The 14366-nt window shown below is 71.8% G+C and carries 9 protein-coding genes and 1 riboswitch; of the genes, 5 read left to right on the plus strand and 4 right to left on the minus strand.

Going from position 1 to position 14366, the window contains the following annotated elements:
- Positions 1-10: 10 nt before the first annotated feature.
- Positions 11-970: an electron transfer flavoprotein subunit alpha/FixB family protein gene (locus Tbon_RS06970; RefSeq protein WP_158066962.1), complete on the plus strand. Its 960-nt coding sequence runs from the start codon at positions 11-13 to the stop codon at positions 968-970.
- Positions 971-1038: 68 nt separating this feature from the next.
- On the opposite strand, the gene Tbon_RS06975 is transcribed toward Tbon_RS06970, so the two are convergent.
- Positions 1039-2259, minus strand: a complete 1221-nt coding sequence (locus Tbon_RS06975) for an MFS transporter (RefSeq protein WP_158066963.1) — start codon at positions 2257-2259, stop codon at positions 1039-1041.
- A gap of 163 nt (positions 2260-2422) precedes the next feature.
- On the opposite strand from Tbon_RS06975, the gene Tbon_RS06980 reads away from it, so the two are divergent.
- Both Tbon_RS06980 and Tbon_RS06985 read left to right on the plus strand, forming a co-directional pair.
- Positions 2423-4480 (plus strand): protein meaA, encoded by a 2058-nt coding sequence (locus tag Tbon_RS06980; protein ID WP_158066964.1) that lies wholly within the window; start codon positions 2423-2425, stop codon positions 4478-4480.
- Positions 4477-5436, plus strand: a complete 960-nt coding sequence (locus Tbon_RS06985; RefSeq protein ID WP_158066965.1) for an ArgK/MeaB family GTPase — start codon at positions 4477-4479, stop codon at positions 5434-5436. The genes Tbon_RS06980 and Tbon_RS06985 overlap by 4 nt, the downstream gene beginning before the upstream one ends.
- A 76-nt stretch (positions 5437-5512) precedes the next feature.
- On the opposite strand, the gene Tbon_RS06990 is transcribed toward Tbon_RS06985, so the two are convergent.
- Both Tbon_RS06990 and Tbon_RS06995 read right to left on the minus strand, forming a co-directional pair.
- Entirely contained in the window at positions 5513-6631 is a 1119-nt protein-coding gene (locus Tbon_RS06990; RefSeq protein ID WP_158066966.1) for a glycosyltransferase family 4 protein, read from the minus strand.
- Positions 6632-6752: 121 nt separating this feature from the next.
- On the minus strand, positions 6753-8909 hold the full coding sequence (locus tag Tbon_RS06995; RefSeq protein WP_158066967.1) for an amylo-alpha-1,6-glucosidase: 2157 nt from the start codon (positions 8907-8909) through the stop codon (positions 6753-6755).
- Between the two features lie 175 nt (positions 8910-9084).
- Positions 9085-9190: riboswitch (cyclic di-AMP (ydaO/yuaA leader) on the plus strand.
- Between the two features lie 27 nt (positions 9191-9217).
- On the opposite strand from Tbon_RS06995, the gene Tbon_RS07000 reads away from it, so the two are divergent.
- Positions 9218-10936 carry a SulP family inorganic anion transporter gene (locus Tbon_RS07000; protein WP_158066968.1) on the plus strand — a complete coding sequence of 573 codons (1719 nt, stop codon included), beginning with the start codon at positions 9218-9220 and terminating at the stop codon, positions 10934-10936.
- A 72-nt stretch (positions 10937-11008) separates the two neighbouring features.
- Positions 11009-11896, plus strand: coding sequence for a major capsid protein (locus Tbon_RS07005; RefSeq protein ID WP_158066969.1), 888 nt, complete (start codon positions 11009-11011; stop codon positions 11894-11896).
- 48 nt (positions 11897-11944) lie between these two features.
- On the opposite strand, the gene Tbon_RS07010 is transcribed toward Tbon_RS07005, so the two are convergent.
- Positions 11945-14278 carry a sensor domain-containing diguanylate cyclase gene (locus tag Tbon_RS07010; RefSeq protein WP_158066970.1) on the minus strand — a complete coding sequence of 778 codons (2334 nt, stop codon included), beginning with the start codon at positions 14276-14278 and terminating at the stop codon, positions 11945-11947.
- Positions 14279-14366 lie beyond the last annotated feature (88 nt).

The following is a 14366-nucleotide window of genomic DNA, read 5'->3' on the forward strand; positions in this document are numbered from 1 at the left end:
AGCACGCACCATGGCAGGAATCCTGGTCATCGCAGAAGCCAACGAGGGGGCGCTGTCCTCCATCTCGGGCGAGCTCCTCGGCGCCGCCCGCAAGCTGGCCGGCGAAGGCGCCGGAACCGTCACCGCCTTCGTCGCCGGGAGCGAAGCGCTCGGCAAGGAGCTCATCGCCCTCGGCGCCGATGCCGCCATCGTCGACACCAACCCCGCGCTCCAGGGCGCCCTCGCGGAGGTCTACCTCCCCGCCGTTCAGGCCGCGCTCCAGCAGTCGGGCGCCGATATCGTCCTCATGGGCCAGACGGCCCTCGGCCGCGACCTCGGCCCCATGCTCGCCTTCGCCCTCGACACCGCCGTCTCGATGGAGACCGTCGACCTGAAGTACCAGGGCAAGCTGATTGCGACCCGCTCCTGCTACGGCGGCAACGCCCGCGCCGAGGTCTCCTTCAAGAACGCGCCGGCCATCGCCACCGTGAAGGCGAAGTCGTTCGATGCCCTCCCGGCCGATGCCTCCCGCACCGGCGCCGTCACCACCATCGACGTCGCCGGCGAAGCCCGCATCAAGATCCTCGGCGTCCAGAAGGCCGAGAGCACCGGCATCCGCCTCGAAGATGCCCCGGTGGTCGTCTCCGGCGGCCGCGGCCTTGGCGACCCCTCCGGCTTCAAGCTGCTCGAAGAGCTCGCCGCCCTCCTCAAGGGCGCCACGGGCGCGAGCCGCGCCGCCTGCGACCTCGGCTGGTACCCGCCGAGCCAGCAGGTCGGCCTCACCGGCAAGGTCGTCTCGCCCAACCTCTACATCGCCGTCGCCATCTCCGGCGCCAGCCAGCACATGGCGGGCATGGCCGGCTCCAAGAACATCGTGGCCATCAACAAAGACCCCGATGCCAACATGGTGAAGGTGGCCAAGTACGCCGTCATCGACGACTACCGGAAGGTCGTCCCCGCGCTCATCGAGGAGATCAAGAAGCTCGGCTGAGCCGCCCGGCTCCGCTGCAGCCGCGCAGAAGGGGCGGGGGGTGCACATCCCCCGCCCCTTTGCTGTCGTCAGCCCGGCCGTCGGTCCAGGGCCAGCCAGGTGACGGCCGCGCTCGCGACCAGGACCGCTGCGGCCACCCGGAAGCCGAGCTCATACCCCGGCGGCGAAGTGCCCGCCAGCCCGATCGCTGCCGGGCCCGCCGCACGGCCTGTCGCCACGAAGAGGGCCTGCAGCCCGATGAGCCGCCCGAAGTACGGGCCTGCGAACCGCTCTGAGATGACCAGGGCCCGCAGCGGGTAGATCGCGCCGAAGACCGTGCCGAACAGCCCGACCACAACCCACACCTGCCACCACGAATCGGCGACGGCGGTGGTAAGCGCGGCCCCGGCCACGCCCGTGAAACAGAGCGCAAGCAATGCCGGGCTCGAGATCCGCTCCGAAAGCAACGGCAGCAGGAGACGGGCCGGCAGGCTGACGATGCCCGTCACGGCAATCGCCCAGGCCACCCCTCCCGGGGCGAACCCGCGACCTTCCAGCCCCGCAACCAGGTGGAACTGGAAGCCGCTGAACGCCACCGTCGCCACGAAGAACGCCAGGGTGAACAGCCAGAACGCGCGGTTCGCCTGGCGGACCCCGGCGGCCGCCTCACGCAGGAAGCCTTGGGGCGTCAGGCGCGCTCTCGCCGGCGCCGCCGGCTCGCGGATAACCGCCGGTACCGCCGTCCCCACGGCGAGCAGGATGCCCCCCAGCACCACCATCGCCGCCCGCCACCCGAGGCCGTCGACCAGCCACCGCGTCAGCGGCGTGAAGATCGTGATGCTGAAGCCGCTCAGCAGGGTCAGGACACCGTACGCCCGCGGCCGCTCCTCGGCCGGGAACCAGCGGTTCATCAGCACGTAGACCGGCTCGTAGAAGGTGGCCGCCATCGCGGGACCGAGGACCACCGCGAGGACCGCCACGAACTGCCACGGCTCCCGTGCGGCCGCGAGGAGCGCCAGCCCCCCACAGCCCAGCACGGCGCCGCCGGCCATCAGCCGGCGCGTCCCCAGCAGGTCAGCCACCGTGCCGGCGAAGATGCCGGACACGCCGCTCACGAGCAGCGCCGCCCCGAACCCTGCCGAGACGACCCCGGCGCCGAACTCCCCGCCCGGCCCGCTCTCCGTCACAAACACTGAGAACGCATAGGACAGCGTGCCGTAGCTGGTGTTGATGAACATGGCGGCGGCCGCGACCTGCAGCCACCGGCGGGAGAACACAGCGCGTTGCTGGCGGGCCAGCACGATCGGCATCGCCAGATGCAACCACACCGGGGCCGGTATCGCAATTCTCCGATGTTCGCACGGCGCGTTCGGACGTTCCGCGCCGTCTCCGCTACCATAAGGTGCACATCGCTCGCCGGTGCGCTCCCGCCGGGCCCCGGCAGCTCGTCCACTTTGGCCCCGGAGGGGTAGCGTGAGCTCACCGAACGACCCCGGGCAGGCCCCCGCCGAGCGCCTGCCCCACCGCCTTTACGACGCCGACGGCAACCCGACGAAGGACCGCCCCTGGATCTTCCGCACCTACGCCGGCCACTCCAGCGCCGCCGCCTCCAACGCCCTCTACCGGAAGAACCTCGCCGCCGGGCAGACCGGCCTCTCCGTCGCCTTCGACCTGCCCACCCAGACCGGCTACTCCTCCGACCACCCCCTCGCCCTGCCCGAGGTCGGCAAGGTCGGTGTGCCCATCAACACCATCGACGATATGCACCAGCTCTTCGAGGGCATCCCCCTCGCAGAGATGAACACCTCGATGACCATCAACGCCACCGCCATGTGGCTGCTCGCCCTCTATATCGGCGTCGCCCGCGAACGCGGCGAGGACGTCCGCAAGCTCCAGGGCACCACCCAGAACGACATCATTAAGGAATACCTCGCCCGCGGCACCTACATCTTCCCGCCCGAGGCGAGCCTCCGCCTCATCGCGGAGATGTACGAGTACTGCCTCGATAACCTGCCGAAGTGGAACGCCTCGAATATCTGCAGCTACCACCTGCAGGAAGCCGGCGCCACTCCCGTGCAGGAGCTCGCCTTCGCCCTCGCCAACGCCATCGGCGTCCTCGATACCATCCGCGAGCGCGGCGTCGTCCCTGCCGACCGCTTCCCCGAGGTCGTCGGCCGCATCTCCTTCTTCGTGAACTCCGGCATCCGGTTCATCGAAGAGATGTGCAAGATGCGCGCCTTCGTCGAACTCTGGGACGAAATCACCCGCGACCGCTACGGCGTGACCGACCCGAAGCAGCGGCTCTTCCGCTACGGCGTCCAGGTCAACTCGCTCGGCCTCACGGAGCAGCAGCCCGAGAACAACGCCTGGCGCATCCTCATCGAAGCCCTCGGCGTCACCCTCTCCCGCAAGGCGCGCTGCCGCGCCCTCCAGCTCCCCGCATGGAACGAGGCCCTCTCGCTCCCGCGCCCGTGGGACCAGCAGTGGTCGCTCCGCCTCCAGCAGATCCTCGCCTACGAAACCGACCTCCTCGAATACCCCGACATCTTCGACGGCTCCGTCGTCATCGAATCGAAGGTCGAAGAGCTCAAGCGGCAGGCCCGCGAGGAGATCGCGCGCATCGAAGCCATGGGCGGCATCCGCGCCGCCGTCGAATCCGGCTACCTGAAGTCCCAGCTCGTCCGCTCCATGTCCGAGCGGGTCAGCAAAATCAATTCCGGCGAACTCGTCATTGTCGGCGTCAACCGCTGGACCGACGGCCTCCCCTCGCCGCTCCTCACCGGCGAGGATGGCGGCATCTTCAAGGTCGATGAAGCCGAGACCCGCCGCACCCTCGAAGCGCTCGCCGCCGTCAAAGCGAAGCGCGACCCGGCGCGGGTGCAGGCCGCCCTCGAAGCCCTCGAAGCCGCGGCCCGCAGCGGCGCGAACCTGATGGAGCCCTCGATCGAGTGCGCCCTCGCCCGCGTCACCACCGGCGAATGGGCCGATACCCTCCGCCGCGTCTTCGGCGAGTACCGCCCGCCCACCGGCGTCGAGGGGCAGCGCCTCTACGTCGACAGCGACCGCGTCGCCGAGGTCCGCCGCCGCGCCGAGGAGTTCGTCCGCCGCACCGGCCACCGCCCGCGGATCGTCGTCGGCAAGCCCGGCCTCGATGGCCACTCCAACGGCGCCGAAGTGATCGCCGTCGCGGCCCGCCACTGCGGCTTCGATGTCGTCTACTCCGGCATCCGCCTCACGCCCGAGGAGATCGTCCAGAGCGCCGTCGAAGAGGCCGCCGATGTTATCGGCCTCTCCATCCTCTCCGGCTCCCACCTCGACCTCACCCGGCAGGTGATCGAAGGGCTGCGGGCCGCCGGCGCCGGCGACTCCATCCCCGTCATCGTCGGCGGCATCATCCCGAAGGACGACCACGAAGCCCTCCGCGCCCTCGGTGTCCGCCAGATCTTCACCCCGGCCGACTTCGACCTCGCTGACGTGATGAGCCGCATCATGGACGTCGTCGAAGAACAGGCCGGCGTCCGCGCCCGGTGACCGCTCCCGCGCTCGACGAGCTCGTCGCCGGCGCGATCGCGCTCGAAAAGTGGCCGCTCGCCCGGCTCGTCCGCCTCTTCGAGGACGCCCGCCCCGAGGCCGTCCCCGGGAAGGCGGCCGCCATCGCGGCCCTCGAAGCGCACGGCGCCCTGCCCCGCGCCATGGTCGCAGGCTTCACCGGCACGCCCGGCAGCGGCAAATCCACCCTCGTCGGCGAACTCGCTGCCCGTATGGTCGCCCGCGACCAGGCGGTCTCCGTCGCCGTCCTCGCCATCGACCCCTCCAGCCACCGCTCGGGCGGCTCCATCCTCGGCGACCGCACCCGCGTCCACTTCCCTATCGGCGAGCGGCGGCTCTACTTCCGCTCCCAGCCCTCCGACCGCGAGCTCGGCGGCATGGGCCGGGCAACCTACCCGGTCGTCCGCGTGCTCGAGCGGCTGTTCGACTACGTCTTCGTCGAAACGGTCGGCATCGGCCAGAGCGAAGTCGAAATCGAACGGCTGGCCGACCGCGTCTACCTCGTGCTTCAGCCGCTCGGCGGCGACCACATCCAGTTCATGAAGGCCGGCATCATGGAGGTGCCCCACGCCTTCATCCTCAATAAATGCGACGTCGGTGCCGCCGCCCGCCGGAGCTACCACGCCCTCCGCGCGAGCATCGACTTTGCCCGCCCGGGCGAGGCCTCGCCCCCGCCCATCTACCGCACCAGCGCGCTCTCCGGCGAAGGCCTCGACGATGTCCTCGCCGACCTCGCCGCCCACCGCACCGTGCGCGACCCCGCCGGCCGCCGCGAGCGCGACCGCTACTTCCTCGAGAAATGGGTGCGCGACGAGTACGGCCGCTTCGGGCTGGAGCTGCTCGAACGACAGGGCGGCGCCGAAGGGCTGCTCGCCCGGGCCGCCACCTTCGAAGCGGCGCAGGCCGCCTACCGGCCACCCATCGCCCCGCCCGGCTGAACCCGGCTCCGGCTCACCGCGCGCAGGTCACCACCGCCGTGTGCTCGCTGCCGCGGTCCAGCTCCAGCCGGACAGCTCAGCCCTCGCGCCCGGCCCGGCCCGCGCTGTCCGCGTGCCCGTCGGCCGCATCGAGCGCCAGCGGGAGCTGCGTCGCCGCCTCGCGCCGGCCGCCCTCCGCCAGGATGGCGCGGTAGAGCTGCTCGTGCCGGAGCACGTTCAGCGCCGCGCTGAAGTGCCGCTCCACCCGCCGCCGGCACTCCCGCCGGTCCAACTCCTTCGCCCGCCAGGCCGCCTCTGCGGCCGCATCGATGTCCTCGCAGATGATGCCGGTCACGCCGTCCTGCACCACCTCCGGCACCGACCCGTTCCGGAAGGCGATGACGGGTGTGCCAGTCGCCATCGATTCGATCATCACCAGGCCGAACGGCTCCGGCCACTGGATGGGGAAGAGCGTGGCGAGCGCGTCGCGGTAAGCGCGCAGCTTCTCCCCGGTCGGCGGCTGCTGCTTCACCTCCACGTCCAGCCCGCGCAGCCGCGGCCGCACTTCGGCCTCCCAGTACTCGTGCTCGATCGGCTCGTTGATCTTGACCACCATCAGCAGCGGCAGCCCCGCCCGCCGGGCAATTTCGATCGCCTGCACCGGCCCCTTCTCCGGGTTGATCCGCCCGCAGAAGAGCAGGTACTCCCCCGGCCGGTCGCTGAAGGGGAACGCCGCCGGGTCGATGCCGTTGTGGATGACCGTCGCGTGCACGCCCTCCGGCAGGGTCGAACGCTGGTGGTGGCTGATCGCCACGAGGTGGAGCCGCCGGCCGAGGTCGGCGATCAGCCCGCGGTTCTCCGGCGTCACCGGCCCGTGCAGGGTGTGGACCACCGGCACCGGCACGGCAGCGCCGACGATGGGGCCGAGGAAGGTGTGGTCATGGATGATGTCGAACTCGCGCCAGCGGTCGTAGGCGGCGAGCACATGGCGGGCCTCGACCGCGGCGTTGCCCAGCTGCTTCGAAGGCGGCTCGGGGAAGGTGGTGACCAGCCGCGCCTCGGTCCGCGAGCCGCCCGCGGCGAAGAGGGTCACGTCGTGGCCGCGCCGGGCGAGCCCGTCCGCGAGGTAGCTCACGACCCACTCGATGCCGCCGTAGCCCGTCGGCGGAACGGCGAACCACGGCGGCGCAACGATGGCGATCCGCATCGTCTCCATCTCGCATCCCTCGGGTTCGAACGGTTCTCGGGCGCGGGCCGCCCGGGCCGCGCCTCGCCATCATTCTTCGTTCGCTATCGGCAGGACGTCAATACCGCGTCGGCTGCCCCGGAGCCCGCCCCTACTGCGGCCACCGGTCGGAGAGCACGATCGCGAGGTCGCCCCGCACGCCCTCGACCTCCACCGCCACGCCGGCCGCGCCCCGCCGGAAGGCGAGGTCGACCCCGGCGCCCGCTACCCGGAGGTTCCGCAGCCGCACCCATTCGACCATCCCCGGAAGCTGCGGGCGGGTGATGGCGAGCGTGCGCGGCCCGGCCGGGCGCACCCCCAGCATCGTCGCCAGCACGAACGGCAGGCTCGCCGCCGACCACGCCTGCGGGCGGGAGGCGACCGGGTACGGCGTCGGCACCAGCCGCAGCTCCCGCGGGTCGCCGCAGTACAGCTCGGGGATGCGGTAGGCCGGGAAGGCGAGCGCCGCCTCGATGAACGCCGTCCCCAGCGCCCGGGCGAGGTCGTCAAACCCGTGCCGCCGCAGCCCGGCGAGCAGGATCGCGTTGTCGTGCGGCCAGACCGAGCCCGTGTGGTAGCCGAGCGGGTTGTAGCCCGCCACCGACGACGCGAGCGTCCGCACCCCCCACCCGCTGAACAGGTCCGATTGGAAGGCCCGGTCGGCGAAGGCGGCCGCCCGCGCGGGCAGCGGGTCGCCCAGCCAGAGCAGGTGGCCCGGGTTCGAAGCCGGCGTCGGCACCGGCGTCCGCGCCCGCTCGAGGCAGAGCACGTAGCCCAGCGCGTCGTCGCCGAACCGCTCCTCGATGAGCGCCGCCAGCCGGTCGGCCGCCGCCTCCGCGCCGTCGGCAGGCTCGCCGCAGAGCGCCGCCATCCGCGTGAATGCCCGCAGCCCGGCCAGCGTGTACGCCTGCACCTCGACGAGCGCTATCGGCGGCTCCGCGAGGCGTCCGTCGGGCCACCGGATGGCGTCGTGCGAGTCCTTCCACCCCTGGTTCTCCAGCCCCGCCGGCGACTCCCGCGCGTAGGCCACCACGCCGCCGTGGCGCTCCAGCTCGGCGAGGCACCAGCGGGCCGCCGCCCGCAGGTTCGGCCAGAGCCGCTCGATCGCCGCCCGGTCGCCGGTCCATGCCAGGTACTCCTCGGCAGCGACCAGGAAGAGCGGGGTCGCATCGATGCTGCCGTAGTACTGCCCGAACGGCACCTCGCCGATGCGCGCCAGCTCGCCCCAGCGCAGCTCGTGGGGAATCTTGCCGGGGGCCGCATCGGAGGCCGCGTCGTGCTCCTCCGCCTGGTAGCGGGCCAGGACCTCCAGCGCCCCGCGCAGCAGCCGGGGCGCCCACGGCGCGAGGAACATCCCCGTGATGAGGCTGTCGCGCCCGAACAGCGTATCGAACCACGGAACCCCGGCCGCAATGAACTCCGTCCCGTCGACCGCCGTGCGCAGCGCGCGCACGTCGAGCAGCGCGCGCTCCACCGCGTCGTTCAGCGGCTCGTAGTCGCACTGGAAGCGGGTCGCCTCATCGAGAAAGGCCCGCTCCTCGCGCTGCACCCGCGCAATCACCTGCGGCACCGGCTGGCGCTCACCCGGCTCGCCCGTACTCACCCGGATGTCGAGCACCACCGTCTCCCGCGGCTCCAGCACGAGCCGGTAGAGCGCGCCCCCGGCCCCGATCGACGACGGCGGCGGGTCGAACCGCACCGACGTGGTGCGCACGGCGCCGTCCGCGCCGGCGTACCGGAAGCGAATCCCGGCCCGCCCGGCCTGCGCATCCACCGGCGGCCGGGCGCTCCGCCGCTCGAAGCCGCGGACCTCGAAGATGTCGTGGAAATCAGCATCGACCTCGAGCCGCACCTCGATCGCCTGCGCATCCCGGTGGTAGTTCGAAATCGTCAGGCTTTCGACGAGCCCCCGGCCGAGCACCCGCCGCCGGCGGATGACGAGCGCCCGCGCCGGCACCACCCGCCCGGCGGGGTCCGCCATCGCCGGGTTGGTGTAGACGGCCGAGAAGATCGCGCCCGACTGGCTCGCATCGAGCAGGATCGGCGCGACGCCGCCCAGCGTCAGCCGGAAACGCGAGAGGTGGCGCGTGTCGCACCGGTACAGCCCCGTCGCCTCGTGCGCCGCAGCGTCGATATCGCCGCCGGGCAGGGCCACGAGCGAAACGCCGTCGTTCCGGAGGATCACGCAGTCGGTAATCGAACCTGTCGGCTGCGGTTCTTCGCCGACCGGCAGCCAGCCCGCCGCGGGGATCGGTCGCGCCTTCGACATGCCTGTTCCGCGGGAAATTCTCCCCCGCCGCCCGCGCCCGGTGAAGAGTGCGAAATGCGGCGTCAAGTTCCGGATTTCCGAAGGCAGTCCGATGGTTCGTCATTTGCTGTGCTCTAGACCGTAATCAGGCGTCTGCCGAGGCTTGGAGTACGACGCTGTCGCACGAGCGGCAGCCGGCCGAATCCGCGACAGCGGAGCGGGGGACCCACTTCCCCGGGGTGAATCCTCGCCGCAGAGGACGGGCCCTTCCGCCCGAACCCGTCAGCTCACCCCGCAGGCCTCGGAAGCGACTCCCTGGAGCCGTCGATGTGACCCTGCGCGCCGCGCTGCCCTTCGAACGCCCGTCCCTCCCGGCCCGCCCCTCCCTCGCCGAACTCCGCGCGAATGCAGTGGCCGGCATGGTGGCCGGGATTATCGCCCTGCCGCTCTCGATCGCCCTCGCCGTAGCGGTCGGCGTCCCGCCGATCGCGGGCCTGTACACCGCCGTTTTCGCCGGCGCCGCAGCCGCCATCTTCGGCGGCTCCCGCTACAACATCACCGGGCCCACGGCAGCGCTTGTACCGCTGCTCAGCCATGTCGTCCTCGTCCATGGCCCGGGCGCCCTGCCGATGGTCGCCCTCCTGGCCGGCATCATCCTCGTCGCCATGGGCGTATTCCGTTTCGGTCGGCTGGTCCGCTACATGCCCGGGACGGTCATCGTCGGGTTCACGGCCGGCATCGCTCTCTCCATCGCGTTCGGCCAGCTCAATGCCTTCCTCGGCGTGACCGGCACGAATCCCTCGCTCGAGCACTTCCACGAACGCACGCTCGATACCTTCGGCCACCTCTCGACGGTCGGCCTCACCACCCCGGCCGTGGGCCTCGCCTCGCTGGCCATCCTCATCGCCTGGCCCCGGTTCGAACGCCGCATCCCCCCGGCGCTGGTCGCCGTCGTCGCGGTCACTGCCGTCACCTGGGCGCTCGGGATCGATACCGCGACCGTGGCCAGCAAGTACGGCGACCTCCCGCGCGAATTCCCCCGCCCCTCGTTCGGCTTCTTCGACGCCGCGCTCATCCCCGACCTCATCCAGCCCGCTATCGCGGTCGCCATCCTCGGCGGCGTCGAATCGCTCCTCTCGGCCGTGGTCGCCGATGGCATGGCCGGTCAGCGCATCCGCCACGACCCCGACCGCGAGCTGCGCGGGCAGGGCATCGCCAACATCGTCGTCCCCTTCTTCGGCGGCATCCCCGCAACCGCGGCCATCGCCCGGACCGCCGCGAGCATCCGCGCCGGCGCCACCTCCCGCCTTGCCGGGGTCTTCCACTCGGTCACCGTCCTCACCCTGACGCTCGCGCTCGGGCCGCTCGCCGGGCACATCCCGATGGCCACCCTCGCGGCCGTCCTCCTCATCACCGCCTGGAAGATTGCCGAAGTCCCCGAGGTCACCCGTCTCATCCGCCGGGCCCCGCGCGAAGATGTGCTCGTCCTCGTGGCCACCATCCTCATCACGCTCTTCTTGGACCTTACCTACGCCATCGGCTTCGGCGTCCTCGCGTCGACCATCCTCCTCGTGCGCCGGCTGGTGAACGTGCCCGCGGCCGCCGCCATGCTCCCCGACGCAAGCGGGCGGATTGCCCAGGTCTCCGACGAGCTCTCCGAGCTGATCAAGTCTCGGCCCGATATCGACTTCTTCACCGCCCAGGGCCTCCTGTCGTTCCACAGCGCGGCGTCGTTCGAATACCAGCTCCAGGGCGACGCCCACCGCCCGCTCATCCTCCGGATGAAGGACGTCCACCACATCGATACCACCGGCCTCCTCACCCTCGAGGGCATCATCGAGCACCGGAAGCAGCACGGCGGCCGCATCATCCTCACGGCCATCCAGCCCGAGGTGCGCCCCGTGCTCGAGCGGTTCGGCATCATCGACCTCCTCGGGCCCGAGAACGTCTTCGAGCATACGAAGTGCGCCATCGCCAGCATCGACCACCCCGACCAGCCCCACCCCGAGCACGAGCAGGGCGCACACCGGCTCGCCCGCGCCGGGTGACACCTCCCCCTCGGAGCTCCGCACCCGCCCCCGCACGCTGACCCCGAACTTCACACGGAGGTCAGCACCCCCTTGGCACTCACCCTCATCGAAGCCGCGAAGCTCAGCAACGATACCCTCCTCGCCGGCGTCATCGAGACAATCGCGCAGGAAAGCCCCGTCCTCCAGCGCCTCCCCTTCATCGAAATCGTCGGCAACGGCCTCACCTACAACCGCGAGAATGTCCCCCCGTCCGCTGCCTTCTACGACGTCGGCGACGACTGGGACGAGAGCACCCCGACCTTCACCCAGGCCACCGCCACCCTCAAAATCCTGGGCGGCGACGCCGACATCGATAACTTCCTCAGGGCCACCCGCTCCAACCTCCAGGACCTCGAAGCCGCCATCGTCCAGCTCAAGGCGAAGGCCGTCCAGGCGCTCTTCGACGACACCTTCATCAACGGCAACGCCGCCGCCAACCCGCGCAGCTTCGACGGCATCGACCGCCTCTGCGACCCGGCCCAGGTCGTCTCCATGGGCCCGAACGGCGGCACCCTCACCCTCGCCAAGCTCGATGAGCTGATCGACCGCGTCCGCGGCGGCAAGCCCGACCTCCTCCTCATGAGCCGCCGCTCCCGCCGCACGCTCAACGAGATCGCCCGCGCCTCCGGCGGCTTCCTCGAAGCCGACCGCGACGAGTTCGGCCGCATGGTCCAGTACTACGACGGCATCCCCATCGGTCTCAACGACTACATCGCCGATGACCAGGCCGTCGGCACGAGCACCGACTGCAGCACCATCTACGCCATGCAGTTCGGCGAGGGCGGCCTCGCCGGACTCACCGCCCCCGGCGGCCTCACTGTCGAGCGCGTCGGCAGCCTCGAAACGAAGGACGCCAGCCGCATCCGCGTGAAGTGGTACGCCGGCCTCGCCCTCTTCAACTCCGTCAAACTCGCCAAGCTCGTCGGCGTCCGCCCGTAACGGTCCATGCCCCGGCTGCGGCGGCGGGGTGAGCGGACCCGCCCCCGCCTACGCCGCCGCCAGCCGGTGGCGGCCCGCCTCCTTCGCCCGGTAGAGCGCCCGGTCCGCCGCCTCGTAGGTCACCGCGAGCGCATCGAGCGGCCGATCCTCCGGGGCCGGCTGCCACGGCGCAAAGCCGCCGCTGATCGTCACCGTCAGCGCCTGGCCGCCCCCGACCGCCACCTGCTCCCGGGCGACTTCGCCCACGCACCGCAGCGCAATCTCCTTCGCCTCCGCGGCCGGCACCGTGAAGAACACCGCAAACTCCTCCCCGCCGATCCGCCCCACCATCCCGGCCTCCCCGACCGTCCCCTCCAGCCGCTGCGCCACCTCCCGCAGCACCACATCGCCCGCCGGGTGCCCGTACGTGTCGTTGATCGTCTTGAAGTAGTCGATGTCGAAGATCGCGATCGCCGTCGGCGTGTGGGTCGCCGCCTGGTGGAACCACGCCCGCCGGTTCAGCGCCCCGGTCAGCGCATCGTGGTTCGCAAGGTACTCCGCCTCGATCCGCAGCCGGTCCAGCTCTGCGGCCTGCTCCTCCAACGCCACCGCGTTCGCCCGCAGCACCTCCATCGTTTCCTCCATCTCCTCCTCCGCCCGGACGATGTCGGTGATATCCCGCGCCACGATGTAGCTCTCGTCATCGGTCACCGCCGAGGCGTTGAACGACACCCACCGCCAGCTCCCATCGGCGTGGCGGAAGCGCCCCCGCAGGTCGTGGGCGTCCCGCCCTTCGAGCACCGCCCGTGCCCGTGCAATCTGCTCCCCCCGGTCGTCCGGGTGGACGAAGTGCCACAGGCTCTGCCCGATCAGCTCCTCCGGCTTCCATCCCAGCGTCCGCTCCCATGCGGGGCTCACCCGCTTGAACCGCCCGCGCCCCGTCACGATTGCCAGCATATCGATCGAATAGGCGAACACCCGGTCGCGGTCCCGCTCGGCCTCCCGCTCGGCCGTCACGTCCCGCCCGATGAAGACGAACCCGCCCGGCGCCTCGCCCGCCCCCGGCAGCGCCGAAATCGTCACCCAGATGGTCAGCTGCTCCCCATCCGGCCGCCGGTAGAGCCACTCCCGCTGGATGCTCACCCCGGGCCGCAGCTCCGCGATCAACGCCGCCAGCCCCCGGCCGATGCCCATCGCCGCCAGGTGCTCCACCGAAGGCAGCGCCCGCAGCTCCTCCGCGCTCAGCCCGAGGAGCGCCTCTGCTGCCGGGTTCGCCCGTGTGATCCGCCCCTGACCGTCCGTCGCAAGGATCGCCAGCCCCGCCCCGTCGAGAATCGCCCGCTGCAGCGCCAGCGCCTCCCCAAGCTCCGCCGTCCGCCGCGCCGCCAGCGCCTCCGCCCGCCGCCGCCAGGTGACCAGCAGCCACGCAGTCGCCGCCAGCAGCACGGTCAGCAGCGTCCCGGCCGCGCTCACCGTATCGGCCAGGGCCGCGTTGCTTGCCGGGAAGGCCGCTCCCGGCCGCACCTCCAGCCGCACCACCCTGCCCCCGAGCACCGCCCGCCGCACGACCGTCTCATCACCGGCCCGGCCGCCGGTCGCGAACAGCGCCGGCCCGCCCGCGGCCCCGTCGTCGTACACCGTGATCTCCACCCCCGGCGCCATCATTCCCAGCGCCGTGCGGTAGAACTCGTCCCGCACGAATACTGCAAACACCCAGCCCGTCACCGCCCGCTCGCGCGCATCCGCCTCCAGCGGCGCGGGCCGCTCCCCGTACACCGGCACGAAGAGGATGAACCCCGCCGTCCCGTCCCGCACCAGCGGCACCGTCCCCGTCATCTGCATCGACCCGGACCGCGCCGCCGCCAGCGCCGCCGCCCGCTGCTCCGGCGCGCTATCGAACCGCACCCCCAGCGAACCCCGGTTCTCTTCCAGCGGCTCCACGTACTGCACCACCCACGCCGGCCCGGCCGCCGGCCCGCTCCCCGGCACCGGCCGCACCTCAACCGGCGTGCCCCCCGGCCCCAGCCGCGACGCAAACGCCGGCAGCTCCTCCTCCGGCACCACCGCCGCGTACCCCACCGACCGGAACCCGGGGTACCGCTGCGCCACCCGCATCCCCTCCACGAACCCCCGCCACTCGTCCGCCGTCACCTCCTCCGAGGCGCCGAAGAGCGCCGCCCCGCCGAGCAGCACGTCTTCGTACGCCTCCAGCCGCCCCTCCAGCCGCTGCACCGCCTGGGCGGCCTCCGCGTCGAGGTGCTCCCGGTCGCGCGCGGCGCCCTCCGCCCGGAGCTGCCCGGCCAGCACGGCCGTGGCGGCCACCCCCGCGACGGCCACCGCCAGCGGCAGCACCGGTCCCCGGCCCAGCGCCCGCAGCAGCCAGCCGAATCGGCCCCTTCGCACGCAGTCTCCCCTCCGGCGGAGTCGGCTCCGTCCTCTTTCCATACGTTTCGGCAGGAAATCGCCCCCGCTGGAGTGCCTCCCTGCCCTT

Origin of the sequence: Tepidiforma bonchosmolovskayae (assembly GCF_008838325.1) — a bacterium.
GTDB lineage: Bacteria > Chloroflexota > Dehalococcoidia > Tepidiformales > Tepidiformaceae > Tepidiforma > Tepidiforma bonchosmolovskayae.

Excerpts from the sequence above, each read along its gene's own strand:
- Tbon_RS06970 (WP_158066962.1), top strand. The coding sequence starts at position 11 with ATGGCAGGAATCCTGGTCATCGCAGAAGCCAACGAGGGGGCGCTGTCC.
- Tbon_RS06975 (WP_158066963.1), bottom strand. The coding sequence starts at position 2,259 with ATGCCGATCGTGCTGGCCCGCCAGCAACGCGCTGTGTTCTCCCGCCGG.
- Tbon_RS06990 (WP_158066966.1), bottom strand. The coding sequence starts at position 6,631 with ATGGAGACGATGCGGATCGCCATCGTTGCGCCGCCGTGGTTCGCCGTT.
- Tbon_RS06995 (WP_158066967.1), bottom strand. The coding sequence starts at position 8,909 with ATGTCGAAGGCGCGACCGATCCCCGCGGCGGGCTGGCTGCCGGTCGGC.